General features: G+C 54.2%; 26 protein-coding genes (1 of these 26 only partly in view). 10 read left to right on the top strand and 16 right to left on the bottom strand.

Going from position 1 to position 26,051, the window contains the following annotated elements; all coding sequences use genetic code 11:
* Positions 1-100 precede the first annotated feature (100 nt).
* Together M2305_RS01185 and metH are read right to left on the bottom strand one after the other, a co-directional pair.
* Complete coding sequence (locus M2305_RS01185; protein WP_099210124.1) at positions 101-349, bottom strand: hypothetical protein; 249 nt, start codon at positions 347-349, stop codon at positions 101-103.
* 20 nt (positions 350-369) lie between these two features.
* A complete protein-coding gene (metH, locus tag M2305_RS01180; protein WP_264648344.1) occupies positions 370-3,876 on the bottom strand; it encodes a methionine synthase in 3,507 nt (1,168 codons plus the stop codon).
* Positions 3,877-4,065: 189 nt separating this feature from the next.
* Between metH and M2305_RS01175 the strand changes: the two genes are divergently transcribed.
* Positions 4,066-4,971: a DMT family transporter gene (locus M2305_RS01175; RefSeq protein WP_264648343.1), complete on the top strand. Its 906-nt coding sequence runs from the start codon at positions 4,066-4,068 to the stop codon at positions 4,969-4,971.
* Positions 4,971-5,315, top strand: coding sequence for a hypothetical protein (locus M2305_RS01170; RefSeq protein WP_264648342.1), 345 nt, complete (start codon positions 4,971-4,973; stop codon positions 5,313-5,315). The genes M2305_RS01175 and M2305_RS01170 overlap by 1 nt, the downstream gene beginning before the upstream one ends.
* Here the strand turns inward: M2305_RS01170 and M2305_RS01165 are convergent.
* Positions 5,306-6,232: a LysR family transcriptional regulator gene (locus M2305_RS01165; protein ID WP_264648341.1), complete on the bottom strand. Its 927-nt coding sequence runs from the start codon at positions 6,230-6,232 to the stop codon at positions 5,306-5,308. The genes M2305_RS01170 and M2305_RS01165 overlap by 10 nt on opposite strands.
* A gap of 101 nt (positions 6,233-6,333) precedes the next feature.
* Here M2305_RS01165 and M2305_RS01160 point away from each other — a divergent pair, with 101 nt between their 5' ends.
* The 3 genes from M2305_RS01160 (at position 6,334) to M2305_RS01150 (ending at position 8,506) form a co-directional block, all read left to right on the top strand.
* Positions 6,334-7,158 (top strand): DODA-type extradiol aromatic ring-opening family dioxygenase, encoded by an 825-nt coding sequence (locus M2305_RS01160; RefSeq protein ID WP_264648340.1) that lies wholly within the window; start codon positions 6,334-6,336, stop codon positions 7,156-7,158.
* A 39-nt stretch (positions 7,159-7,197) separates the two neighbouring features.
* On the top strand, positions 7,198-7,800 hold the full coding sequence (locus M2305_RS01155; RefSeq protein ID WP_264648339.1) for a YceI family protein: 603 nt from the start codon (positions 7,198-7,200) through the stop codon (positions 7,798-7,800).
* Positions 7,801-7,900: 100 nt separating this feature from the next.
* Positions 7,901-8,506 carry a glutathione S-transferase N-terminal domain-containing protein gene (locus M2305_RS01150; RefSeq protein WP_264648338.1) on the top strand — a complete coding sequence of 202 codons (606 nt, stop codon included), beginning with the start codon at positions 7,901-7,903 and terminating at the stop codon, positions 8,504-8,506.
* A gap of 59 nt (positions 8,507-8,565) precedes the next feature.
* Here the strand turns inward: M2305_RS01150 and M2305_RS01145 are convergent, their stop codons facing one another.
* From M2305_RS01145 to M2305_RS01135, 3 genes are all read right to left on the bottom strand, one after another.
* Entirely contained in the window at positions 8,566-8,895 is a 330-nt protein-coding gene (locus tag M2305_RS01145) for a hypothetical protein (protein ID WP_264648337.1), read from the bottom strand.
* 260 nt (positions 8,896-9,155) lie between these two features.
* Positions 9,156-9,362: a cold-shock protein gene (locus tag M2305_RS01140; protein ID WP_046899487.1), complete on the bottom strand. Its 207-nt coding sequence runs from the start codon at positions 9,360-9,362 to the stop codon at positions 9,156-9,158.
* A 353-nt stretch (positions 9,363-9,715) separates the two neighbouring features.
* The gene (locus M2305_RS01135) at positions 9,716-10,072 is read right to left on the bottom strand and encodes a hypothetical protein (RefSeq protein ID WP_264648336.1); all 357 of its coding nucleotides are present in this window, start codon (positions 10,070-10,072) and stop codon (positions 9,716-9,718) included.
* Positions 10,073-10,294: 222 nt separating this feature from the next.
* Here M2305_RS01135 and M2305_RS01130 point away from each other — a divergent pair, with 222 nt between their 5' ends.
* Positions 10,295-10,618 carry a hypothetical protein gene (locus M2305_RS01130; protein WP_264648335.1) on the top strand — a complete coding sequence of 108 codons (324 nt, stop codon included), beginning with the start codon at positions 10,295-10,297 and terminating at the stop codon, positions 10,616-10,618.
* 157 nt (positions 10,619-10,775) lie between these two features.
* Here M2305_RS01130 and M2305_RS01125 read toward each other — a convergent pair whose 3' ends face one another.
* On the bottom strand, positions 10,776-11,312 hold the full coding sequence (locus M2305_RS01125) for an RcnB family protein (protein ID WP_264648334.1): 537 nt from the start codon (positions 11,310-11,312) through the stop codon (positions 10,776-10,778).
* 451 nt (positions 11,313-11,763) lie between these two features.
* On the opposite strand from M2305_RS01125, the gene M2305_RS01120 reads away from it, so the two are divergent.
* Together M2305_RS01120 and M2305_RS01115 are read left to right on the top strand one after the other, a co-directional pair.
* Entirely contained in the window at positions 11,764-12,378 is a 615-nt protein-coding gene (locus tag M2305_RS01120; protein WP_264648333.1) for a YitT family protein, read from the top strand.
* 209 nt (positions 12,379-12,587) lie between these two features.
* Entirely contained in the window at positions 12,588-14,780 is a 2,193-nt protein-coding gene (locus M2305_RS01115) for a TonB-dependent receptor (RefSeq protein ID WP_264648332.1), read from the top strand.
* 15 nt (positions 14,781-14,795) lie between these two features.
* On the opposite strand, the gene M2305_RS01110 is transcribed toward M2305_RS01115, so the two are convergent.
* From M2305_RS01110 to M2305_RS01090, 5 genes are all read right to left on the bottom strand, one after another.
* The gene (locus M2305_RS01110; RefSeq protein WP_211496389.1) at positions 14,796-15,434 is read right to left on the bottom strand and encodes a TetR family transcriptional regulator; all 639 of its coding nucleotides are present in this window, start codon (positions 15,432-15,434) and stop codon (positions 14,796-14,798) included.
* Positions 15,435-15,491: 57 nt separating this feature from the next.
* The gene (locus M2305_RS01105) at positions 15,492-17,192 is read right to left on the bottom strand and encodes a SulP family inorganic anion transporter (protein ID WP_264648331.1); all 1,701 of its coding nucleotides are present in this window, start codon (positions 17,190-17,192) and stop codon (positions 15,492-15,494) included.
* A gap of 60 nt (positions 17,193-17,252) precedes the next feature.
* Positions 17,253-19,151, bottom strand: a complete 1,899-nt coding sequence (gene acs, locus M2305_RS01100) for an acetate--CoA ligase (RefSeq protein ID WP_264648330.1) — start codon at positions 19,149-19,151, stop codon at positions 17,253-17,255.
* 142 nt (positions 19,152-19,293) lie between these two features.
* Positions 19,294-19,857, bottom strand: coding sequence for a 5' nucleotidase, NT5C type (locus tag M2305_RS01095; protein WP_264648329.1), 564 nt, complete (start codon positions 19,855-19,857; stop codon positions 19,294-19,296).
* Between the two features lie 133 nt (positions 19,858-19,990).
* Positions 19,991-20,404 (bottom strand): hypothetical protein, encoded by a 414-nt coding sequence (locus M2305_RS01090; protein ID WP_099210100.1) that lies wholly within the window; start codon positions 20,402-20,404, stop codon positions 19,991-19,993.
* A 275-nt stretch (positions 20,405-20,679) separates the two neighbouring features.
* Between M2305_RS01090 and M2305_RS01085 the strand changes: the two genes are divergently transcribed.
* Positions 20,680-21,636 carry a ribokinase gene (locus M2305_RS01085; protein WP_264648328.1) on the top strand — a complete coding sequence of 319 codons (957 nt, stop codon included), beginning with the start codon at positions 20,680-20,682 and terminating at the stop codon, positions 21,634-21,636.
* A 51-nt stretch (positions 21,637-21,687) separates the two neighbouring features.
* Here M2305_RS01085 and M2305_RS01080 read toward each other — a convergent pair whose 3' ends face one another.
* The 4 genes from M2305_RS01080 to M2305_RS01065 are packed head-to-tail and all read right to left on the bottom strand — an operon-like array spanning position 21,688 to position 25,156.
* Positions 21,688-22,260: a PqiC family protein gene (locus M2305_RS01080; RefSeq protein ID WP_264648327.1), complete on the bottom strand. Its 573-nt coding sequence runs from the start codon at positions 22,258-22,260 to the stop codon at positions 21,688-21,690.
* On the bottom strand, positions 22,260-23,219 hold the full coding sequence (locus M2305_RS01075; protein ID WP_086633908.1) for an MlaD family protein: 960 nt from the start codon (positions 23,217-23,219) through the stop codon (positions 22,260-22,262). The genes M2305_RS01080 and M2305_RS01075 overlap by 1 nt, the downstream gene beginning before the upstream one ends.
* Complete coding sequence (locus tag M2305_RS01070; protein WP_046899474.1) at positions 23,219-23,992, bottom strand: ABC transporter ATP-binding protein; 774 nt, start codon at positions 23,990-23,992, stop codon at positions 23,219-23,221. Before M2305_RS01070 ends, M2305_RS01075 begins: the two co-directional genes overlap by 1 nt.
* 3 nt (positions 23,993-23,995) lie before the next feature.
* Positions 23,996-25,156 carry an ABC transporter permease gene (locus M2305_RS01065; protein ID WP_408871454.1) on the bottom strand — a complete coding sequence of 387 codons (1,161 nt, stop codon included), beginning with the start codon at positions 25,154-25,156 and terminating at the stop codon, positions 23,996-23,998.
* 178 nt (positions 25,157-25,334) lie between these two features.
* Here M2305_RS01065 and M2305_RS01060 point away from each other — a divergent pair, with 178 nt between their 5' ends.
* Positions 25,335-26,051 carry the 5' portion of a S1/P1 nuclease gene (locus tag M2305_RS01060; protein ID WP_264648326.1) on the top strand. 186 nt of this gene lie beyond the right edge of the window, so the window shows 717 of its 903 coding nt (coding positions 1-717); the start codon lies at positions 25,335-25,337; its stop codon lies beyond the right edge, outside the window.

Raw genomic sequence — 26,051 nt, 5'->3', positions numbered from 1 at the left:
CAGATGAAAAGACAATCTATATGCAGCGCTCTCACGGAGTGCAGATATGAAAAACGCCCCATATTGGGGCGTCTTTTTGGAAGTGTAGGATGACTGAACGTCAGTTGGTGCTGCGTCGGTCAATGATGAGCAACAGGAGATAGGGAAGAAAGAAATACAGGGCCATGACCACCATGAGTGGTTTGAGCAGCCAGCCCATATCTGCGTGCAGGACAGAGCGGCTGAACATGTTGGCCAATCCCAAAAGACAGGCCACGCAAAAGAGGCCAAAAAAATTGGCGAAGAAGCCACGTTCACCGTTGATGAGTCGAAGCTGGGCAAGAAGCCCGCCGATTTGCTGTGATGCCATGACCGTGGTTCTCCGTTGAGTCAGACAGTGAAGTATTTGGCGCGCGGATTCAGCACCACGAGAGCAGACGTTGACTGCTCAGGATGAAGCTGGAACCCGTCAGACAGGGAAATCCCGACGCGCTCGGCATCCAGAAGGCGCAGGATCGGTTCCTGATCCTCAAGGCGGGGGCAGGCAGGATAGCCGAAGGAATAGCGTGACCCACGATAGGACTGGGAGAGCATTTTCTCCATGTCACGATCATCTTCCGCCGCAAAACCAAGCTCTGCACGGATCCGTTTGTGGGTGTATTCAGCCATGGCTTCCGCCATCTCGACCGAAAGGCCATGCAGATAGAGGTAATCCTGATAGCGATTGGCCTCGAACCATTCCCGGGCAAGGTCTGACGCTTTCTGCCCGACAGTGACAACCTGAAGCCCAACAACGTCGCGGTGCTCATCATTGATGTCACGCACGAAGTCCGCGATGCACTCGCCGTCGTCCTTCGGCTGGCGGGGCAGTGTGAAGCGTGCGGCTTCTGTCTTGCCATCTTCTTCAAACAGGATGAGATCGTTTCCGTCACCAGCAGCTTTCCAGTATCCATAGATGGCCTGCGGGCGAAGGATTTCCTGCTCCGCACTGAGCGCCAGCATGCGCTTCAGGACGGGGCGAAGTTCCATCTTCGCATACTCCATGAACTCCTCAAGGGAGCGTCCCTGTTTCCGGAAGCCCCACTGGAACTGATAGAGTGAGCGTTCATTCAGGAATGGCAGCACGGCATTAGGCGCAGCTTCCACAACCCGGGCGCCCCAGAAAGGTGGCGTGAGAGGAGGCAGTTCGCCTGAGATCCGATTGCGACGCTCCCGGGCAGCGGCAGGATCAACTGTGCCGAAGCCACGAGTTTCAGCACTTTCCGGAGCACGCGCATTCTTGCGGCTTGCCTTGCCCGCACGGCGGCTCTGGATCGCCCCCAGATAGCCGTCAAACTCTTTTTGCGCGATCTTGTCCATCAGGGACAATCCATCAAATGCATCTCTGGCGTATGCGACGCGGCCTGGCTCGCCGTCTCCGTAAGACAGGGCGCATTCTTCTTCGACGTAGTTTCGGGTCAGGGCCGCGCCACCAAGAATAACGGGAACATCGAAGCCCTGCCGTTTCATCTCCGCGAGGTTCTCACGCATGATGACGGTGGATTTTACGAGAAGCCCTGACATGCCGATAGCGTCAGCATTATGTTCCTTGGCCGCAGCCATCATGTCAGCCAAGGGCACTTTGATGCCGAGGTTGATCACCTGATAGCCGTTATTGGTCAGGATAATGTCCACAAGGTTCTTGCCAATATCGTGGACGTCACCCTTCACCGTAGCAAGAACCATCGTGCCGCGATGCTGGCCTTCTTTGCGCTCCATGTGCGGCTCAAGCCAGGCTACGGCTGTTTTCATGGTCTCGGCAGATTGCAGCACAAACGGAAGCTGCATTTTGCCAGACCCGAAGAGCTCGCCTACGACTTTCATGCCGTCCAGCAGAACGGTATTTATGATGTCGAGCGGAGCCATATCCTGCATGGCGGCATCCAGGTCGTCCTCGATGCCTTTACGGTCCCCGTCTACAATCCGGTCTTTGAGGCGTTCTGCGGGCGTTTCAGCGCGGCGCTTCTTGACGGCATCCGCAGCTTTTCGGCCAGCAAAAAGCTCTAGGAGCTTCTGGAGCGGATCATAATCGGCAGTCCGACGGTCAAAGATCAGGTCTTCCGCGACTTTCACTTCTTCCGGTGCAATCAGGTGCAGCGGACGGATTTTTGAAACATGTACGATCGCGCCGGTCATGCCTGCTTTGACGGCATGGTCCAGAAAGACTGAATTCAGAACTGCACGCGCCGCAGGGTTCAGACCAAAGGAAATGTTCGAAAGACCCAGCACGATCTGGATGTCAGGGAATTTATCCCGGATCATCCGAATACCCTCAAGCGTCCAGACGCCGAGCTTACGGTCGTCTTCCATGCCGGTTGCGATGGTGAAGGTCAGCGGATCGATCATCAGGTCGGACTGGGGCAGCCCATACTGATTGCAGGCGAAATCAACCAGACGTTCTGCAATGCGCAGCTTGTCTTCTGGCGTCTTGGCCATGCCCACTTCGTCAATGGTCAGGGCAATCATCGCGGCGCCGAACTTCTTTGCCAGCTTCATGCGGGCATGCGCCTGATCTTCACCATCCTCAAAGTTGATTGAGTTGATGATTGGCTTGCCACCATGCAGCTTCAGAGCTGCCTCAATGACTGGCGTTTCGGTTGAATCGATGACCAGAGGCGCATTCACGGATGACGTGAAGCGCGTGACGACTTCGTTCATCTCGGCAACTTCGTCTCGGCCAACGAATGCCGTGCAGACGTCCAGAGCGTTGGAGCCTTCGGCAGCCTGTTCCCGGCCGACGGCGACGCAGCCATCCCAGTCGCCCGCTTCCTGAAGTTCACGCCATTTCTTGGAGCCGTTGGCGTTGCAGCGCTCGCCGATCGAGAAGTAGCTGTTTTCTTGCCTCAGCGGCACCTGCGAGTAGAGGCTGGATACAGACGGCATCCAGATCGTGCTGCGCTTGACCGGAGCCGGACGGTATTTTTCGCCACCCACGCGACGCAGCATGCCGTCCAGAGCCTGAATATGAGGAGTGGACGTTCCACAGCACCCGCCAATCAGGTTGAGTCCGTCTTCACGGATGAAACGCTCCATCCACATAGCCATTTCGTCCGGGCTGAGAGGATAGACCGTTTTACCGTCTACCAGTTCCGGGAGACCGGCATTGGGCTGCATGGAAATCAGGCCCGGCCAGTTTTCAGACAACCAGCGGACGTGCTCTGCCATTTCCTGAGGGCCGGTCGCACAGTTCAGGCCCAAAGACGGGACGTCCAGCGCGTTGACGGTTGTGGCTGCCGCAGCGATGTCGGGTCCAACGAGGAGGGTGCCGGTGGTTTCAACCGTTACCTGTACGAAAATGGGAGCGTCCGACCCGAGTTCGATCCTTGCGGCTTTGGCTGCGTTGACGGCAGCTTTGATCTGGAGCGTGTCCTGACACGTCTCAATCAGGAACCCATCGACACCGCCGTCAATCAGGCCACGGCATTGTTCAATCAGCCCAGCTTCAAGCGTGTCATAATCGATGTTGCCAAGCGTTGGCAGTTTTGTGCCTGGGCCGATGGAGCCCATGACGTAACGATGGCGGCCGTCACAGAAGGTCTCTGCCGCCTCTCGGGCCAGCGTGGCAGCAACACGGTTGATTTCGCGGCTGCGGTCCTGGAGGTCGAACTCAGCAAGCGTGACGATCGAGCCACCAAACGTGTTGGTCTCGACCATATCCGCGCCAGCTTCGAAATAGCCGCGATGAATTTCACGAACCAGCTCAGGGCGGGAAAGATTCAGGATTTCTGTGCAGTTTTCCTGCCCCCAGTAGTCTTTCTCAACTTCCAGATCGAGCATCTGCACGCGCGATCCCATACCACCGTCACACAGCAGAACCTGGTCTGACAGGGCATCAAGCAGATGGGGACGTGAGGACATTGAGGCGCTCTTCAGGAATAAAATCAGGACAGGATATTATGCTAGGCAGTCGGGCCCAGCATGGAGGCCTGCCTGTATAACGGTTGAGGGAAGCTGCTGGCAAACCGGATCTGTCCTGTCCTTCTTTTAACAGGCCTGTCATATGTGGTGCATCTCCCTGAATTGGGAATCCCTTCTCGCGGAACAGCAATGACAAATTCAGTTGGTCGTTTCCTTCCACTCTTTATAGCAGTCGCCATTCTGTCCTGGGCCAGTGCGTATCCGGTTGTGCGTATTGCCCTGCATGACTTCGCACCTATCCCGCTCGCGGCCGTACGATATGCCATCGCCGCCATTGCTGCGGGTGGCTGGCTGCTCTGGAAACGCCCAGCTCGTCTGCAGAAAGCGGATATTCCGCAGGTTCTGGGATGCGGTGCGGTGGGCATCACGCTGTACAATATCTTTTTTAACTGCGGCGAAGTGACAGTCTCTGCGGGGGCCGCGAGCCTTCTGATTAGTGCAGCGCCCCTTATGGCCGGGCTTATCGCCATGGCGTTTCTTGGTGAGCGCATGTCTCTTCTGGGATGGGCGGGATCCATTCTGAGTTTTGCCGGAGTTGTCCTGATCGCCCAAGGGCAGTCTGGCGGATTGTCCTTCGGTTCAGGTGCGACATTCGTGTTCGGAGCTGCTGTTTGCGGAGCGCTCTACACGAATCTTCAGAAAGGGCTGATCCGCCGGTACGGTGCTCTCACAACGATCGCTTATATTTTGATCAGTGGTGCTCTGTTCCTGCTGCCATGGCTTCCAGAAGGATTGACCAGCTTTTCTCATGCATCATGGGCAGGACGGGCATCCGTGCTGGAACTGGGCATTTTCCCCGCCGCAATCGGATATGCTGCCTGGGCTTTTGTGATCGGGCATCTGGGAGCTACGCGGGGCGCTGCGCTGCTGTATCTGCTCCCGCCTGTCACGATGGTTCTGGCCTATATTCTGACCCACGAGATTCCGACGTTCCGCACCCTCGTTGGCGGTGCCATTGTTATGGCTGGCGTTATTGTCACCAACACATGGGGGCGCCACCCTGTTGCGGCGCCAAGCGGTCGGTTGAATAACTGATGTCTCAGCTCTTTCTCTCGGTTGTCACGGATCTTTCTAACTGGCCGTCATCGCGCAGGGCAGACGTCGTTCTTGTAGCAGATGTACCGGAAGAGGGCTGGTCAGACGTAGTGTCCTTGCCGGCACCCTCTCCATTTCGCAAGAGACACGGCATCGGGTGTTCCTGCTGCTCGCGAGAGGGGCTGTCGATGGTCTTGGCGCAAGTTTTTCAGGATCATGTGACGGGGGCGAGATCGACAATTCGCGGAGTGGTCGTTCTTGTGAGTGTTCAGGAGCAGCGGGACGTGCTGCAAATGTTTGAACAGGATGTGCTGGTGAGAGCCAGATATCGCCTTCAGGACTGATGACCTGCTCGCTCCCATGGAGGAACGGGCGCATATCGTGCCGCCAGAAAATCGATCATCACTCGGACTTTGAGCGGTACGTGCGTTGTGGGCACATACACTGCATGCAGATCTGGCCCTTCAAGCAAGGGAGTATCGAGCGTGAGAGGTTTGAGAAGGCCTGACTGAAGCTCATCGGCGACAATAAATGTCGGCTGATAAAGAATGCCCTGGCCAGCCAATGCTGCCGTGCGCAGAACGTCTCCATTATTGGAGCGCAAACTGCTTTTGACCGGAATGGTCCGTTCTCCCCGGCGTCCGAAACTCCAGCGTGTGGTGCCCACGGGGTCGCTGAGGGTGTAGCCGAGGCAGGTGTGATGTTCGAGGTCACTGACCGTGGCTGGAGTGCCATGTTTGGCCAGATAGGAGGGGGCGGCACAAAGCGTGAAATTGATATGGGCCAGACGCCGGGCTTTGAGGCTGCTGGGCAACAGATGGCCGATCCTGAGAGTTAAATCCCACCCTTCAGCAATAGGATCGACGCGGCGATCATCCACGCCCAGTTCGACTGTCACCAAAGGGTATTTCTGGCTGAACTCTGGCAGGAGAGGTGCGACATGGCGAATGGCGAAAGATACGGGCGTATTCATGCGCAGCAGCCCGCGGGGCTCGGCTGCGCCTGCGGTGACTTCCTGCTCCATGTCTTCAAGGCTGCTCAGGAGTTTCTGGCACCGATCGAGATAGAGTTGCCCAGATTCAGTCAGTGAGAGACGGCGCGTGCTGCGATGGAAAAGTGCCACGCCCAGATGGGCTTCGAGCGCTGACACGTGTTTTGTCACCATCGTCTGGGATAGGCCCAGAGACCGTGCGGCAGCAGCAAAGCTTCCTTGTCCCACCACCCGAACGAAGGCTTGCATACTGGTAATCCGGTCGAGCACTTCACACTCCTGGTGCCAGATGACTTTCCTGTAGTCAGGATTATCGTTGTCGCAGTTTGATGACAACCTTCGCGGCGGATCGACTGGCGACGGAGTTTCTCATGACGGATAATTCGAGGCAGACAGGGCCGATAGAACGCCAGCCTGCTATTTTTATTCCTCATGGGGGTGGTCCCTGCTTTTTCATGGACTGGCCGGATGTCTGGGATCGAATGGCGGAGCATTTGCGTGGGGTCGCTGCTACGTTGCCTCAGCGTCCCGCTGCTTTGGTCGTCATGTCAGGGCATTGGGAGACTGACCGGGTTACTGTGACAACCGGTACCCATCCCCAACTGATCTATGATTATTACGGCTTTCCTGCCCACACTTATCAGCTCCAGTATCCGGCCTCAGGCTCTCCGAAGCTTGCTGAATACATCCAGAAGCTTCTTGCAAAGGCTGGAATTGCGAGTGGTGGAGATGTCTATCGTGGGTTTGACCACGGAGTGTTCATTCCGCTCATGCTGGCGTTCGAAAAAGCCGATATTCCTGTCGTCGAGATCTCCTTGCCGTTGAATGCGACGGCTGAGGACGTGATGGAAATCGGCAGAGCTTTGGCCCCGCTACGAGATGAAAACGTGCTGCTGGTGGGGGCTGGGATGACGTATCACAATCTGCGACGTTTTCTGCGTCCAGACGCAGAGGCGGACGAGCAGTCTCGGCATTTCGATGACTGGCTTTATGGGGCTGTAAGTGAAAAGCCTGACCAGCGTTCGTCCCGGCTGGCGCGATGGGTAGAAGCTCCGTTTGCTCAAGACTGCCATCCGAAGGCCGAGCATCTGTTACCATTGATGTTTGTAGCGGGTGCGGCAGGAACGGACCCGGGTGTCCGAGATTATAGTGATACCGTCATGGGGAAGGCGTTGTCCGGCTTCCGCTTCGGTTGAACTTGCTTCTGTTTCAATTCAAAAAAGAAAGATCCTCCCATGAAGAAAATACTCTCTGGTGCTTTTGCAGCTCTTGCTTGCGCTGCTGTATCCACTAGTGCCATTGCCGCTGCGCCGGCCGATGTGAAGAGTGGCTCATACAAGGTTGAAGCTGGCCATACCCAGGTCAATTTTTCAGTCCTGCACTTTGGTTTTTCCTACTATTCGGGACAGTTCTCCAACGTGAGTGGCAGCCTGAAGCTGGATGCCAGCCATCCGGAGAAATCGAAGCTTTCCGTGACAATTCCAGTTTCCAGCGTGGCGACATCCAGCTCGGTGTTGACGGATGAGCTGAAAAACAATGAGTGGTTTGATGCTGCGAAATATCCGGATGCGACTTTCGTCTCGACGGAAGTTTCCCCGGCAGGTGCTGAAGATGCAGTTGTCAGTGGTAATCTGACACTTCATGGCACGACGAAGCCCGTTGTTCTGCATGTGCACTTCGTTGGCGCTGGTGTGAACCCGATGGACAAGGCTTATACGGTTGGCTTCCAGGCTACTGGAACAATCCATCGCAGTGACTTCGGCGTCAAAAAGTATGTTCCCTATGTTGGCGATGACGTTAGCCTGACCATTGCTGGAGCTTTTGAAAAGCAGCCCTGAGTTTTTTTCGCATAAAGAAGGCGGGATATTTCCCGCCTTTTCTCGGATGAGGAATAAGATCATTCTATTCCCTGCGTATTCGCGCAATGGAGAAGTGATTATGAAGCTTTACTATAAGCCTGGTGCGTGTTCGCTTGCCGCGCATATTATTCTGAATGAAATCGGTCAGCCGTATACGCTTGAAAAAGTAGATACGACCACGAAGACAACAGAGACCGGCGCAGATTATCTTGCCATCAATCCACGAGGAGCCGTACCGGCAATCGAGATTGAGCCGGGCGTTGTTTTAACCCAGAATTCGGCAGTTCTTCAGTATATTGGAGATCATTCGGACGTTCTGGCTTTTCGTCCAGCCTACGGCTCCCTGGAACGAGCGAGGCTGCAGGAAGCTCTCGGGTTCTGTGGTGATCTGCACAGCGCATTCGGTGGCCTGTTTGCCCCGAACCTGACGGATGAGGCTGAGAAGTCTGTTCATGCACAAATCCATCGGCGGATGACGCAGTTCGAGGATATGCTGTCTGACGACAAAGCTTACTGGCTTGGAGACGACTTCACGCAAGCCGACGCTTACGCAGCTGTTATCATGACGTGGGCTGTTTTCAAGAAACTGGATATTTCTCATCACCGTAAAGCATGGACATTGCGGGAGAGGGTGATGTCTCGTCCGTCTGCAAAGCGGGCGCTGCAGGAAGAAGGCTTGGCCTGATCCTGCACTGTGCGGAGGGGGCGATGAATAGCCCTCTCTGTGGATTGTAAATTTCGATATTAACGAATGCTGTCGATATGGTAGCCGTTCGACATTCTGTATGTGACAAGAAAATGCTTTCTTGTTTTGTGTGTCTGGTACCAATCATCCGTAAAATAATTACTGATCATTGTTCCGTGCAGGTCATACGTTATTTTGTATGAGGTTGGTGCACCCAAATCCGCATTGATTTTGTCTACAGAGACGATTTTTGCGATGGTGACATGTGTGATGGAATCATCCCCAGATACTTTCTGCCATCCGATCCACCCAAATATTGCTAAGGTCGTGACAAGAAAGATTGCAAAGAACAAACCCATCCATTCTTTCTTTTGAGCGGATAGCGCCATACAGAACCTTCTTCAAATCAGTAGAGATACACGGCAATAAAATTATATTTGCACATATCTGTTTCTACCATTGATGACACGTAAAATATTTTTTCTGTATTTGTTTGAGGCGCCAAAAATCTGAATCTGGCGAGTTGTAGGGAGTGCGGCGTTAACGTGGCTAAGGAGCATATACGCCTAAATTAAGATTTGGCGTTCAGGCATAAAAAAAGCCGCTCCGAAGAGCGGCTTTTCGCACAGACGAGCTGCTGATTAAAGCTTCAAAGAGCCTTAATGCTTACTGCAGACGTCTTGCCGTTACGGCCAGCTTCGAGCTCGTAAGAGACCTGCTGACCTTCGTTGAGGGTGTGGATGCCGGCACGCTCAAGTTCAGAGATGTGAACGAACGCGTCCTGACCACCATTGTCCGGCTGAATGAAGCCGAAGCCTTTGGTGGAGTTAAACCATTTTACGGTGCCTGTTGCCATAACGAGGCTCCTTTTTTAACAATAGCGGTCGTGCACAAAACACACACGAAATCATAACTTTTACGGAGAAAGAATGGCGCAACATGCGCCGGTTACCCCAGTAAAAGCACCCGCTAAAAAGACAATGGGGGTATTGCGTTTGAGATGCAAGGGAAAACATCTGAATGGAGTAAAATAAAATGTTACTCAGAATGTAAAATACTATCCAAAGCGTATATTTATTTGTTGCGATTATAAAAGATAATGCCCGCTACTTATATGAATTTTATGCATAAAAATCTTATTAAAGCTGCTTTATTTCTCGCATCCTGAAAAATTTCGTGTCCATACCTCTTCCCCTGAGTAGGGAGTTTTTAGTTGATATTCACTCTTCGAACACCGCCTGGAACCTTCGTTTTTGCCTCTCGGTGAACAAATGAGGCAGAGGTCGTGTTGTAATCCGGGTTTTCTGCCATCGCCTGCAGTGTCGCATCGTCTCTGAGATCGAGAGGTCTTGGATGGCCGTCGTTGTTCTTCTGCGCTGCGACCGCACACACCTGCATGGCATGGCTAAAGGGAAGAGGATTGCCCTGTGTCCCGGTAAGCATCTGCTCACGCACACAATGGCTGTCTGTCTGGCCAGTCAACCACGGGGCTGACGAGCATGCGGAAAGAGAAATGAGGGCAAAAAGAGGAAGGTAGCGCATAAGGACAAGTGTACTACGGGACAATCCGGGCCGCAAAGAAAACTGACGTGTGCGGATGCCGTTTCCAATACCGCCGTGTCCGTCACTGGGGAGGCATGCAGTATATTAGAAGAAAGTGACCTCCGTCGCTTTGCTTCTCCGTTCTCCCGGCGCGCTCATATATCAGGCGCCTATCAGGTTTCTTTTGAGATAATTTGAACCTTTGCTGTGGTGAAGAATTTAGTGTTCACCCTGTAGGAGGCGAACATGTCGATCCTGATCAGCACAGCACTTTCCAAATCTGTCTTACGAATGGATTATCCGGGTACGAAGGATCCATTATTTCCAGATGGTGATCCGATGGTTGATGACCCATCTGAGGAAGAAGAAACGCCAGAGCCAGACGAATGGCCAGATGTGGAGTTGCCAGAAGAGCCGGGGCCTTCACCGTATCCGCCGTTTGGTCTGAAGACGGTCAGTGCAGGGGTGGTTGATCTACCAACCCCGCGACCGCCTCCGCCCCAAATGCCACCGTCACCTTTGCCAACAGAGCCTCCTCCATTGGAAGAGCCTCCGCAGCCGTTGAATTAGTTCAAACAATTGACTTTTGGTTCTCACCGCTGGGCAAGGGCAGTCCGTCTAGGACGGTGTATGGCCGCCGATATCTGATGGCCGTCTGTGATGTTTATTATGGAAAATGCTCGTAAAGGCGCGTCGTCTTCAACGCGCCTTTTGTCAAACTTGGAAATTAGTATCCAGGTGCGGGGTATGGAGCGGGGGTCGGCCCGTAGCTCGGATACGGCGTCGGAGCGACCACCGCTGGGCCGTTCACATTGCCCATAATGACGTTACTAATGATGCCCGTTGTGATTGCGGCGAGGAGAAAGCTTCCACCGTAATCAATCCAGCGATATCCCGGGGGTGGGGCATAAAGGCCTGGGTATCTGTGCCAGCTATCAACAAACACGCCCCCGCCATTGTAACGATCACCAGAGCGCCACATGCCGCGATGAGGGCCTGCGCCACGGAAACCACCGCCGCCCCCGCCGGGGCCTCCACGATAACCATTTCCCCCTTGGCCGCCTCCACCACCGCCTGGGCCGCCACCGTCACGATGTCCCCCACCGCCATTCGGGCCACCACCGTCGCGATGTCCCCCGCCGCCACCTGGGCCACCGCCATCACGGCCGCCTCCTGGACCTCCCTGAGCACTCGCTATTGTAGGGGCGATAGCGAGTGCCAAGCCCATCAGCAGAGCTACAGATCGTTTAGTCTTGGTGGACATAAAAAACTCCGTTCGTAATGCGCCATCAAAGGTCTCCCGATGTGGCGAAAATTGGTCACCATTGTAACAGAGAGACAAAACCTCGGACTTTGTTGCGAGATTTCCGGAAAATTTCTCTCGGTTTGCCTTCGCCAAGGGGAGGTTGCTCACGAGCATATCGCGAATGTCCGGCTATCGAACCCGGTATCGCAGGAAATCTGTGATCTCAGTGCGTTCATAATGACGCGGGTCCAAGAATCGCCAGCTGTGGAAAGCGTGTTTCCAAACATACGCAAACGGGTTGCTATCAGCAGTTTCAAACAAGAATAGGGAAGCCCGATTGAAACAATATTCCCTTAGAATGAAAGGGGCTGTGCAGGGGGCAAAGACTACACTATCTGGCGAAAATTCTCATGGATATGACGCGGCTATTTTCGAAGCTTTTAGCCGTCGAGCGACTGGATTTCCGGATATGACTTCGCCTTATGGCCCAGGGCTGCGTCACTCCCACGCAGAAGATGTTTATGCGTTCCTGATTGGTTGTTCTCTGATTGTGATGGGGCTGATGTGTCTGCACAAGGCCGGGCTTGTGACCGGTGGCGTGGCAGGTATTGCCTTGCTGCTATCCTACATCGTGCCCATGACGCCTGGAAATCTGTTTACGGTCATCAACATACCGTTTCTTCTTTTTGCCGTTCGCGCCATGGGGGCCCGTTTCGCGCTTAAGACCACGATTGCCAGTTTTGGTATTACTGCCCTCGCGAGTGTGATTCCGAGCGTTATGGAGCTTGCGTATGTCCAGCCTCTGTTCGCGGCGATATTCGGCGGGACAGTGATTGGGATGGGTATTCTCTCATTGGCTCGTCATCAGGCGGGTGTAGGCGGGACAGGCGTTATCACGCTCTGGCTTCAGAAAAGCCGTGGCCTGAACGCCGGCCGCGTTCAGATCATGATTGATGCAGCCATTCTGACGCTGTCTACTTTCTTTTTGCCGTGGGAGAAGGCCGTTCTGTCAGCCGTAAGCGCTTTTGCCATGAGTAGTGTGCTCATGGTGTTCCATAGGCCTGGACGATACATCGGGCATTAAAGAAAGCCGCTTTCTGGCGGTTTCCAGCAGCACATCCCAGTTAAGAGAACGGCGTTCTGGAATGCGGACCATGACGAACTGTGTTTCTGAAGAGACAGTGCGCCTCAAAAGATCGCCACATCAGGCAGTTTGAGTAAACTCAAATTGTGGCACTGAGTGCCAAAATGTAGAAGGTGCGGAGAATTTAGAACAACGAACAGGATTCAGGCATGAAACTCTCGCGGCTGGCTTTGTACCTTCTGGCTGGATCTGTCATGGGCAATGTTCCCTCTTATGCGGCAGAAACCAAAGAAAAAGCTACTCCGGAAGCAGCCGCGAAGAAGTCTGTACGCGCGTCTGAGCCTGAGAATATCACTGTTCATCGTCGTAACGGAAGTGGCACGGCAGCAGAATATCGCACGAAGGAAGCCTCTCTTGGCCCCCTTGGTACGCGATCCATTCTGGACACGCCGATGTCTGTCATGGTGGTGCCCCACGACGTTCTGGTTAACCAGCAGACCAGAAACATCAATGATCTGATTGCATTCGTGCCATCTGCCCAGCTTGAAATGCGCGGTGATCCGAATACCAGTCGGCCTCAGTCCCGTGGGTTTGAGGGCGACGTTATCGCTAACACGCGTATGGATGGCCTCAACATGGTCATCACCACACCTTATGCTGCGGAGCAGTTTGATAGTGTTCAGGTTCTGAATGGGTTGGCTGGTGCGGTGTATGGTCCGCAAAATCCGGCGGGCACATTTGACTTCACATTGAAGCGCCCGACGGACCGACAGACAGAGCGTTTTGTTGTGGGTGTTGATTCCATTGGCGCGCCCATGGAAAGTCTCGATGTCTCAGGTCGGGTCGGCCACAACAAGTGGTTCGGCTACCGCCTGAACCTGTTGAACCAGAACGGAGAGGGGTACGTCGCAGACTCTCACCTGCGGCGTAACCTGGTGAGCGGTGATTTCGACATTCATCTTTCACCGAGGACAGTCATTCAGATTGATGCCAGCCAGTACACATATGCCCAACGCGGCTATCCGGGTGGCTTTTCGTATGCAACGACTATTCAGCTACCTGATGCTCCTGATCTTAGTCAGAAGGGATATGGTCAGAAGCAAGCTGGTTACAACATGGAAACCGATACTGCCCTGATGAAGATCATTCATCACTTCAATGATGACTGGAGCCTGAAGCTGGGTGGGATGTGGCAGAATGCTGCCAGAAATGTTTTCAGTACGGGTAATCAGCTGCTGAACTCTGCGGGACTTTACCGTCAGACAATCTCAGCTGCGACGACGGCGAATGATTTCGTGGCGGGCAGCAATACGGCTTATTTGAATGGATCGTTCCATACGGGCCCACTGAAGCACCAGATCGAGATTGGAACCAACGGCTACGTCATGGGGAACTACAACCCGACGTCATCGACCGGCACTTTGACTCTGGGACAGGCGACAATTGGTAACCCACAGAGATTTCCGAGTGCACAGCCTTATTATTCCGGACGTTATAAATCTGCCGATACCATGACGCAGTCCCTGCTGGCCGGGGATACGATTTCTCTGGGCAAGCACTGGTCCATCATGGGGACGCTGGCCTGGAGTTGGCTGAGCACCAATAACTATGCGACGAGTGGCACGAAAACGTCGTCCTACAGCCGTGCCGCTGCCTTTAGCCCGATGACAAGTCTGCTTTATAAGCCGGCAGCCAATCAGACGGCTTATTTCACTTGGGGGCGGTCCTTGCAGGCTGGTACTTCGGCGCCAGCAGGTGCTGTGAATGAAAACGAAGTGACAGCTCCTCTGCGTTCAGAAGAGTATGAAGTTGGTTACAAGATTTTGGTGGCCAAGAGGCTGCAGCTGAATATTGCCGGCTTTAGAATGTCTCGCTCATTCGCTTATACAGACCCTGTTACGTATGTTTATTCCAATTACGGTGTGCAGCGGAATTACGGCGTTGAATTCCAGGCCTCAGGAAATCTGACGCAGGATCTGAGCATTCTGGGCGGTATGACCTGGCTGGATGCTCAACTACTGAACACGGGTGTGGCCAAGACGTCCTACAAGCAGGTTGTTGGCGTGCCGCCTCTGATGGCGAACATGTTGATTGATTATCGACTGCCATTTCTTAAAGGCGGCGCTGTCAATGCGAACGTGCATTACATGGGGCGCCGGGCGGCCAATGTATATAACACCACGTTTGCTCCGTCTTATGTGACGCTGGATCTGGGCGCGCGCTATGCAACGCACGTTTATCATCAGCCTCTCGTGTTCCGCTTCGGCGTCGATAACGTTACGAACCAGAGCTACTGGGCTTCTGTTTACCCGTCGAGCATCAACGGTGGTGGAAGCGCTACAAACTCTGCGGTTGCTGGGCTGCCACGGACGTATCACTTCACGATTGAACTGGATCTTTGAGGCAATAAAGCCCTTTCAGCCGAGGCTGAGAGGGCTGTCTTCCATCCAGAGAAGAGGATGGAACGTGAAGGCACGGCGCAGGATATGTTCCAGATCTGTACAGCCTTCGGTCTTCATCCATTCGTCCACAGCTGTGCGATAAGTTGCAATCGCGGTCCTTGCAATAAGGCGCGCCGCCAGTGATGGCATATCTGTGGGGGGGAGGCGGTCCATGAGGGCTTTGGCAAGCGCCTCTTCCCATTCCTCATATTTTTGCAGACTGACACTCCTAAGTGCGGGCTCGTGCTCAAGGAGTTGTACGAGCGCGTAGGCGTATTCCCGGTTGGCGGTGATCCGTCGAACAACCGGAAGAAGGGCCAGAAGGACCATATCCTGCAATGAAGCATCCGGACTGGCAGACGCAATCGCATCATTAAATGCCTGTGTCATGTCGCTGGTCCAGGCCAGGATGATGTCCCCTTTGCCAGAAAAGTATCGGAACAGTGTCCTGCGGGAGACATTGGCAGCTTCGGCGATTTGCTCGACAGACGTTTCTTCATATCCCTGAGTAGAAAACAGCCGCAGTGCCTCCCACGCTAGGGCCGTCGCGGTGCGATCCTTTTTGCTTTGCCGCCTGCCGAGATCTTTTTTCTTGTCCTGTTCGCCATCCATCATGGTCCGACGGTCTTCCAGTAAGCGGGGGATATCATCTTGGTGTCGTCCAGAAGGTCATCATGATGGCGTGTGTGTGGGAGCGATGCTGCCCGGGGTATGGTTTGTCGCGTCTGTATAACGCCTGGCGGCGGCAAGGGCAGTGTGAAGTTCTTCAAAAATATTTTCTGGACCGATTGCGGCTATCAAATGATGCCGGTTCATATCTGCCCTGAGATCCTGGCTTACACGTCCAAAAATCATCGTCACCTGCCTCTGTTTAAGTGTCGCGAGTAACAGGCGCAGGTCGTTGGCTGCCGAATAATCAATATCCGTGATGGGGCTGCATTCAATGAGAATGCAGTGGACGGAGTGCGGGGCATCGCTAAGCAACGTCAGGATGTCTCGGTTGAAGCGAGTAGAGTTGGCGTAGAACAGGTCCGCACAAAAGCGGAAGATAATGAGTCCAGGCTCGCTCTCCAGGCCCCCGCGGGCTGGAACGGCTTCCAGAGTTCCCTGAGGAGTAAAGGGCTGGAGAACAGCCGTGTGAGGATCGTAACTGTGGCGCACATGACGAAACAGCGACAGGGCGATGGCGGTGAGTACGCCCTGTTCTACTCCGGTGCCCACAACGACTGCAGCCGTCACAAGTGCAAGCCAGAACTCCCCCGGGCTTTCCTGACGAATTGAGAGCAGTGCGCGGACTTCGATCATTCCTAGCGCGACAGTGAAGACAATCGCGGCGAGTACGCATTGTGGAAGGTATTTCAAAGGCGTGGTGAGGAAGAGGAGCACGACCAGGGTGGAAAGAGAAAAGACAACTTGTGCCACCTGACTCCGGGCACCTGCTCGTACCGCCATAGCTGTCTGGGTTGGGCTGCCGTTAACCGTGAAGGTACCACTGACTGCTGCAAGTATGTTGGCAGCTGCCAATCCCGTCAGATCTCTGTTCTCGTTCAGTTCTTCGTCGAACTGTGTTGCGTACACGCGGGATGTCGCAGCGCTTTGGGTGATGATGACAAAGACGCATGAGGCTGCCACAGGAAAAAGCGCAAGCAGTTCATTCCAGCTAACAATGGGTATTTGGAAGGTCGGCAGTCCGCTTTGGATAGGGCCAAGCGTCAAGAGATTCCGCGTCAGGAATGGGACTGTTCTGTCTGCCAGAATAGCGCCAACGACGGCCAGTAATGAGGCAGGGCATCGTGGGAAAAACCGGTTTAGAAGGAGCAAGCCGCCTACGGTGGCGCCCGCGGTAAAGGTGGATGTCAGGTTGAGATGATCGGCCTGAGTGAGAGTTTCGACTGCCTGCATCGCGGGGTTATGCGATGTCGTCTGGATGCCGAGCATGTCGTGAAACATGGAAATGGCGATCTGGACGCCGACCCCTGTCATGAAGCCAACAAGGACTGTTCGAGAAAGAAAGTCTGCCAAAAAACCGAGGCGAAATAATCTGGCGGCCAGAAGCAGCATCCCGGCAAGGAGCGCGGTAGCGCTGACCAAAGCCATGTAGTGTGCGCTTCCTGGTGCAGCCATGGCTGTAATGGCGCCAGAGAGGATGGCCGCAGTGGCGGAATCTGCCGCGACAAGAAGATGTCTGGAAGAGCCGAAGGCGGCAAAGCCCACCAGAGGCAGAAGAACTGTATAAAGCCCGGTGACGGATGGCATGGCCGCAATGCGGGCATAACCAAGAACCTGCGGAATGTTTGTAAAAGCGAGCGAAAGCCCTGCCAGGACATCGGTTCGCCATGATGGGGGAAGCTTTCGGCGCCAGGGAAGCTTCATCACATTAACCTCGCAGGACAACGACCAGCTTTTGTTGAAAAAGCTGGTCGTGCCGGTTGGTTAGCCCTGAACAATAGCGATCAGAACTGCCACAATTTCTGGATCAGCCAAAGTCGAGAGGTCTCCAAGGCCGTCAGTCTCGCCGCAGGCAATTTTGCGCATCAGGCGTCTGACATTTTTGCCAGATCGCGTTTTTGGAAGATCAGGGACGATATATACTTTTTCTGGCACCGCATAACGCCCGACTTTTGTAGCTATGGCGCGAACGGCAAGCATTTCCAAATCGGGATGGGACGGATCACGGGCCACAGCATACACGACGATGCCCTGACCTTTCAGGTCATGCGGAATACCAATTGCGGCACTTTCAACAATCGCATGTTCTGCAGCCAGAGCGTCTTCAATCTCGGCAGAGCCGATGCGATGCCCAGAAACATTGATGACGTCATCAACCCGGCCGGTGATCCAGTAATAGCCGTCTTCGTCGCGTCGTGCCCCATCGCCCGTAAAGTAATGGCCGGGGTAGGGGCGAAGATAGGTTGTTTCAAAGAGCGCATCGTCGTTCCAGATCGTGAGTGCGCGACCTGGCCATGATCCGTCAATGCAGAGCACACCTTCTGTTGCCCCCTCCAGCGGATGTCCCTTGTCGTCAACCAGGATGGGATTTACGCCCGGAAGTGGGAGTGTTGCAGACGCTGGCTTTTCTTTGACAGCGCCTGGAACGGGCGAAATCAGGATGCCACCGCTTTCAGTCTGCCACCAGGTATCTACGAAGGCACAACGTCCACCACCAATGACATCATCGAACCAGGACCATGCCTCCTGACTGATCGGCTCACCGACAGTTCCCAGAACGCGCAAAGAGGTCAGGTCGTATTCGCGGGGAACATCGTTTCCTTCGCGCATCAGGGCACGAATGGCAGTGGGAGAGGTATAGAATGTGGTGACCTTATGGGCCTGAATAACATCCCACCAGCGACCGGGCTTCGGATGAGACGGCATGCCCTCGAACAGGAGAACGGTGCCGCCGTTCGAGAGCGGGCCATAAACCACGTAGGTATGACCGGTAATCCAGCCGATATCGGCCGTGCACCAGAACACATCCCCAGCCTGATGATCAAAGACGAGTTCGTGTGTGTAGGAGGCCCAGGTCAGGTATCCGCCTGTTCCGTGGACAATGCCTTTTGGTTTGCCTGTGCTTCCAGACGTGTAAAGTAGAAACAGCGGGTCCGTAGAGGCCATCGTTTCAACTGGGCATGACGCCGAAGCCGATGCCAGCAGTGGATTGAGCATGTCATCACGGCCTGCCTGCACGGGGACGGGTTCGTCTGTGACACTAACAACCAGAACGTGCTTCACCGACAAGCTGTCGGGACGCAGGCTCAGAGCAGAGTCCATTGTCGTCTTGAAAGGAATGCGTTTCGCGCCACGCCGCCCGACATTGGCCGTTATCACCAAACTGGCGCCACTGTCGGCCAACCGGTCTGCAATAGCCTCAGGCGAGAAGCCGCCGAACAGCACGACATGGATTGCGCCCAGCCGTGCACAGGCCAGCATACTCACCACGCCTTCGATCACTGTTGGCAGGTGAACTGCAACGCGATCCCCCCGACGAATACCGTGATCACGCAGGACATTCGCCAGACGGCATACGCGTTCATGCAGGTCACGATATGTGAGGCGGATGATGTGCTCCGCTTCTTCTGCCTGCCAGATCAGAGCTGTCTGATCTGCACGGGTCTTGAGGTGCCGATCCAGGCAATTGAAACTGGCGTTCAGCGTTCCATCTGAAAACCATCCTGTCCCGGTGTCCTGCGCGCTGGATGGCGCTTGAATCCAGTCCAGCCTTTTTCCCTGATCCTGCCAGTATGCTTCTGGATTTGCTTGGGCGGCATCCGTTAGCGCGCGATAATCTTCAGGGGAGAGGCGAAACGCACCAGCGCGATAAGGGGTGGACATAAACGGAATGTGCTCACTGACCAGAAGCTGAAAAAATTAGGGTGAAAACCTCTATCTTAAACAGAACCACAAATCCAAAAGCAAAAAAGCCTATTAGCTTACAATGCTGTAATTTCTGGGATTGAGGCTGCAAAGACGCGTTTTATGGAGCTTCTGTTTGTGGATGAGGCTGCATCAGATATGCAACGGCATCCTTCCAGTTGGCGACCCGCGGAGACCATTCCACATTCAGGTTGTGTGGGGCAGAGAACAGAATGCCCTGTCCCTGAAAATGCTGAAAATGTCGTACGTTGTCATCAATAAGGAAATCGGCAGCAAGAATACTTTTATGACCGCAGAATACGATGTTCAGAGCGGGAATGAAGGGGAAGTGTTTCTGAAGCCATTGAAATTTTGGGGCGCAAGACGCCGGGTATTCCATCGCGGCTGTCGTAATAAAAATGTCGAAATGCTGGCTTAGAAATTTTAGCGCATCCTTGGCGCCGGGCATGACCTCAAGGTCAGCAAAGAAGTGTCCCTCGTGCAGAAGTGCCTGCATTCCCGCAGCGTGTTCCGGAGTTGCCAGATCCCCTAAATGGTGGCCTTTCAACTCGTCTTCTGTCCAGTGATATCCGTGCGTGTCTTTGTACCACAGGCGCTGAGCGGTGAAGGCGTCAGCAATCACTTCATCCATATCGATAGCGAGACGGGGGCGAGATTTTTTCACGAGACAGGGACTCCTGACAGAGTTCGGAGATACAACTCTCTTCTGTTCAGGAGGGAAGGGCAAGCCGCAGGGCGCATGGGTTAATGAAATGACAGATGTCTGCGCCCCGCTGTGTAATAAGCTTAAAGAGGGATTAGCTGATGCTGCGACCTTCGTTCAGACCGTAGAAGATGAAGTGCATCAGAAGATCATCTTCATATTCCGTTAAATCCGGATTGGCTGCACGATACTTTTCCGGGTCAAAAAAGCGATTGGGTTTTCTACCTTCCCGATATCCGGCTTCCCGATAATGCGTTGCCGGATCCAGGCCAGATGCTGCCACATCCGGATATTCGCGCATGTACCACGCCTTGTCGAAAGCACAGACAAGGTCAGGAAGAAATGGGCCGCTTGCAGGCTCTTCCGTGATTTCAACTGGCTCTACCACGACAGGAGACTCTTCGATAACGGCCTCCAGAACGACAGGGGTGGCTTTTTTGCTACGAGAGGCGGACGCTACCTTTTTCGTGGCAGTTCGAGAGGATGTCTGTCGATTGGCAGAGGACATAATTAGACTTACCCTGTCAGTTAAAATGTTTTTGGTTCTGCTGTGGAAACGCCGGTAAAAGGCCCCCTTGTTTCCCCAAGGCCTGCGAAACCCTATCCTAGTAATGAAACCATTAATATCGAAAATTCACGACTTTTTAGTAAAAAACAACGTCGAAGCTGTCGAGGCAAAAATGCAAAAAAAAAGCCCGTGGAAACAAGATGTTCCTTTGCTGCTGACGCCTCTGGCCCCCCAATGCTAAAGAAATATTCCTCGAATTCTCTGAGATCAAACTGATGCCGAACTCAAAGCCTCTGATTCTGTCCTTCGGAAGCATCAATATTGATGTAACTGCTCGGGCCGTTCGCCTGCCTCTTCCCGGCGAGACCGTGCATGGTGAAAGCTATGCTGTCATGCTCGGTGGTAAAGGCAGCAATCAGGCTGCCGCTGCTGGGCGTCTGGCGTCCGGTTCCGAGGTTCAGGTCGCGTTGGCAGGGCGTATAGGGCAGGACGGTTTTGGTGCGCAGGCGCGCCAGGAGCTGGAGCGTTTTGGGGTGGATCTCTCTCCGCTGCGAGAAGACGCCTCTCATGCCACGGGAATTGCGCTGATCGGGATAGATGGGAGCGGAGAAAACTGCATCACCGTTGTTGGTGGTGCGAACATGGCCGTCGATGAAACCGATGTTGACGCAGCCTCGGACTGGATTGAGCGCGCGGCAGTGCTTCTATTGCAACTTGAAGTGCCTCAGCAGGCAGTTCTGGCAGCCGCCCGTAAAGCGCGGATCAAGGGCGCTATAGTTGTGCTCGATCCGGCACCTGCGCCGAAAAAGGGGCTTCTGGATGCGCTCTGGCAGGAAATCGATATTCTAACCCCGAACGAAAGTGAAACTTTTCAGCTAACAGGCATTCGGCCAGAAACTGTAGAAGACGCGGCGAGGGCTGCGGACTTGCTTCTGGCAAAGGGCGTGAAATCGGTCCTTGTAAAAATGGGAAGCCGGGGTGTTTTCTGGCATGATGGAACACGCAGCGGTCACAGTGCGCCGTTTCACATAGAGCCCATTGATACTGTGGCGGCCGGGGATTGTTTCAATGCCGGGCTGGCCTTCGCTCTGGCGCAGGGAAAGCCACTTTCCGAGGCTGTCCGGGTTGCGTCAGCGTGCGGGGCGCTCGCAACGACACATCATGGCGCTGCTGATGCTGCTCCCGCATGGGATGCTGTGGCTGCGTTGATGAATGCGCAGCCAGAAGCCTAGACACATTAAAGAAGAGGCCTTTTTTAAGGCCTCTATAAATTTGAAAATCCCTCACATTGCGGGGGACGAATTTCCAATTTTAGCGGCAAGCTGATCCACGAGCGCGCGTGTCACTGCAGTGATCCCGTCATCTGTGGCTGTTGATCCCTGAGTGCTGAAGCTGGCGCGCTGGTGTACAACCGGGTGATGCTCGTCAGCAGGGACAAAGGACCAGTCTGCTTCTAGCGTACCTTGACCAGACTTCGTGATATCCAGCCGGTTGATAGTGATCACCAGCCGGGTTTGTGGAGAGCCTGCTGTCGGATGTGTCGTGACGAACACAGAAGGCCAGCTGCGAGAGAGCTGTGCTGTCACGAGATCTGTAATGCCTCTGGACAGACGACTTGCCCATCGGCCATTTGCGCTGCGATCTAGAAGATCGCCATTTCTGACAAGGATATCCTGACTATCGAGGTAGTCAGGAACAATGACAGGATCGACAGCTAATACGGTTGCTGATGCGGTGCTGGCCGTCAGATCATTTCCGATGGCAGGCGCGCCGAGCGTATAAAACCGCACGGGTGGAGAGGAGCAGCCGCTGAGAAGTAGGCCGGCAAGAGTGAGCGAGGCGAGGTGCAGTCTCATCAGTGGCGTCCCGTCAGAAGAAGTTGCGGATTACGTTCAACATCGTTTGCAAAGCCGCGTAGGGCAGAGGCTGCTGCTGCGATATCGCGCAGGCTGGCTTCGAGGTTAGCCCTGTCCGCTGAGCGCGGAGATGTAATGCTCTGAATGTTGTTCAGACTTTCACCAGCCTTCTGGATCGTCTGATTGCTGCTTAACAGCAGGGCTTGGAGCTCTTTGCCACGTGCAGTCAACTGATCGGATCCGGCATCAGCCAGTCGGTTCAGGCTGTTGAGGGTATGTTCAAGCTCCGGTTGAAGGTGCGTAACCAGGTCTCTGCTCGCATCGATCATGTCGCGACTATGGTCTGATGTCGCACGAATGCTTTCGATCAGGGTCGGCATATCCCTGTCCAGCTTGTCAGAAAGCTCCCTTACAGCGGCAAGGGTCGCGTTGGCGTTGTCGCCAAGTTCCTTGAACGGCAGGTTCTGCAGAGTTTGGGTCATCGCCTGGATGGAAGACTGTTTTGTTGGAATTTCCGTGAGGGTGGCGATGTCAGGATGCATGACAGCTGGTGTATCAGGCGCAAAATCGAGGTCGATCTCTGAAGAGCCGGTGACAAAACTCTTAAGATTCATTTCTCCACGGAGGCCTTGAGAGACGAGGTCCCGGATTGTTGGAAAATGGTGGGCACTACTGTTTGTCAGGGTAATATTGTCTGGCCGCATCGTGACATAGACCGGAATATAGGCGTCTCGCGTCTGCGGGTTATATTCGATAACGACCTTATCGACCGCGCCAACCTGAACCCCACGGAAGGTAACGGGTGCACCCACCGACAGCCCGGACGATGCGCCATGGAAAATAAGGACAGCTTTTTCCATGCGGGTGAAGGGATGGAAATTGCCGAACAGCACAAAAGCTGCCACGCCAAGACCGATCCCACCTACAACAAAGGCGCCTACGAGAGCCTGCTTGTTCATCAATTGCGTCCTTCTTCGTTGCGTTCCCGATGCATGAAAGCATGGACCTGAGGTTCGTCGCAGTGGTCGCGCAGGTCCCTTGGAGAGCCGTGTGCGATGGGGATTTTGCTTTTTGCGTCCAGGAATATTCCGTCATCGGCGATGTGGAACAGACTGGAGAGTTCATGGCTGACGATAACGACGGTCGCGCCGAGACCATCTCGGAGATTGAGAATCAGGTCATCCAGGCGGGCCGAAGTGATTGGGTCCAGACCTGCAGAGGGTTCGTCAAAGAATAGGATATCCGGATCCAGTGCGATGGCCCGCGCAAGACCAGCACGCTTGCGCATACCACCACTGATTTCTGACGGAGACATGTCGATGGCTGGCAGAAGACCTACAAACCCCAGTTTGAGTTCTACGAGCCGACGAATGACATCTGGCTTGAGGTCCGTGAACATCTGAAGGGGAAGAGCGACATTCTCCCCGAGAGTCATGGAACTCCATAAAGCGCCGCTCTGGAATAGAACGCCGAACCTGTGGTTGAGCTCTGTTCGTTCTGCTTCGGTGCCAGACCAGTAATCTTCGCCATCGACCTGATATTCGCCAGCCGTGGGGCGAAGCAGGCCAATCATACTTTTCAGAAGTGTACTCTTGCCGCAGCCAGAACCGCCCATGACGGCAAAAATGCTGCCCTTCTTAACTTCTAAAGAGATGTTCTTCTGAATGACCTTCGGTCCAAATGCGAGAGTGACATCCTGCATTGAAAGAACGGTTTTTCGGGTATCGGTCATTCGTCAGATTCCCAGCACGTCGGCGATAACGGCGAAAATGGCGTCAATCGCAATGACGCCGACAATTCCCACCACAACAGCCCGTGTGGCAGCGATGCCAACATCAGCGGCTGATCGTCCAGCCTTCAGGCCAATCCGGCAACTGGTCAGCCCGATGAACGCACCGAAGACAATGCTTTTAACAAATGCGAAAATAAACTGGCCGATACCGAAGGACGTGATTGTCTGATGGAAATAGCCAGCAGCCGTAATATCCAGCATGGAAATCGCGACCACGAACCCTCCCAGCATGCCGATCAGGCAGCCGTAGAGGTAGAGAAATGGCATCGTGATAACGAGCGATAGAACTGCCGGAAGTATCAGATACGTGGATGTTGGGATGCCGAAGACGTTGAGGGCATCAATTTCTTCATTGCCCTGCATGGTGGAAATGCGCGCTGCGTAGGCGCCTCCGGTTCGTCCTGCCATGATTATGGCGGTCATGACGGCGGCCATTTCACGAACCATGGCGATGCCAACAAGGCTTGCAACGTAAATACCGGCAGCAAATTTCTGAAGCTCAACCGCCCCAACAAATGCAAGAATGGCACCAATCAGAAAATTGACGATGCCTACAATTAGCAATGCCTGAGGGCCGGCATTTGCAGTGTCACTTAGAAGATCTAAAAGACGCATCCGGCTTCGCCCTGTAAGGGCCTGGAGCCCTCCGCGAAGGGTCATCCCACCTAAACTCGTAACCGTACCAATTTCAGTGAGGCTACTGATCGTGTGGCCCCCAATCCGTTCGAGAACGGGCAGACGCTTGGCAGGCGCGGGGGGAGGGCCATCAGAGGCGTCGGGTAGGAGCTCGAGAAGCTGTCTTACAGGGGCCGGCAAGCTTTGAGCATCCAGAGTAATATGTCTGTCGTGCCCGCTGCGTTTAATGTCCCAAAGGAACGCGATCAGCCCTGTGTCCCAGTCGGTGATGGGGGACATATCAAAAGTGATGGTGCTTCCAGCAGGCGCTGCACGCAGCCCGTCTTTCGGAAACTGAGGAATGTTTCCTGTTCTTGCCAGCCACACACCCCGAAGTGTCAGAAGAGGGCTGTTCCCTTCTGACGTAAGGCTCCACTGCGGAGATTGGGATGGGTCTAGCGGGGCAGGTGGCTTTTGCAATTGCGTCACGCCATTTCAGTCATTTTAGTCCTTAATCCTCTCTACGAGGTCAGAAGCCATGAGGGAAGGGGTAGGCCGAACCGTTCGGTCATTTTAATCGGTTCAGTGTACCAAGAGAGTCACTTGTGAGTGTTTGGGAAGGGTGAGAAAAGCAATAAGACTTCATAACGTCCGAGATGGTTTTTTTATGCGCTCCTGGCTTCTTTCTGTCCCTTTGCTCTGTGCTGCTACGATAGGAACGACTTCTCAGGCGTTCGCCTGGGGACCGTATGGCCATGCGATTGTCGCGGATATTGCTCAAGATCGCCTGACGCCAGCGGCTGCGAAAGCAACAACTGCACTTTTGGCAATGGAAGGTCATCAAACGCTGGATCAGGTCGCATCATGGCCAGATACGATCGGACATGTTCCCAAAAAGAAGGGGGGAGAGCCCGAGACGCTGCTTTGGCATTACGTTGATACAGATGTTTCTCAGCCAGCATATGACCAGGCCCGCGACTGTGCGGATGGAAACTGCGTTGTTGAGAAATTGCCCGAGCTGGAAAAAACCCTCGCTGATCACACGGCCTCTCCGGAGCGGCGGCTTTATGCGTTGAAGTGGGTTGTGCATCTGGTTGGTGACTTGCATCAGCCGTTGCATGCTGCGGAGCGGAATAATGACAAAGGCGGGAATGCTATCCGCCTTTCATATTTTGGCGATACCGCAAATGGGCATATGAATCTCCATGCCCTATGGGATGAAGGCGTGCTGGACCGGCAGGCCAATTTGGTTGTTGGGCCTCATTATTCTATCGACTTCAGTCGTGCTCGTGATGAAGCCACTCGACTGGGGTCGACTATCACACCTGATGAGACGGCATACTGGGTGGCTGATCTTTCTGGTGGTGATGTTCGCCATGCCGTT

The organism is Gluconobacter cerinus (genome assembly GCF_025961355.1).
Taxonomy (GTDB): Bacteria; Pseudomonadota; Alphaproteobacteria; order Acetobacterales; family Acetobacteraceae; genus Gluconobacter; species Gluconobacter cerinus.
Note: the sequence above shows the minus strand (reverse complement) of the source record. Positions and strands in the feature narration are given on the sequence as shown.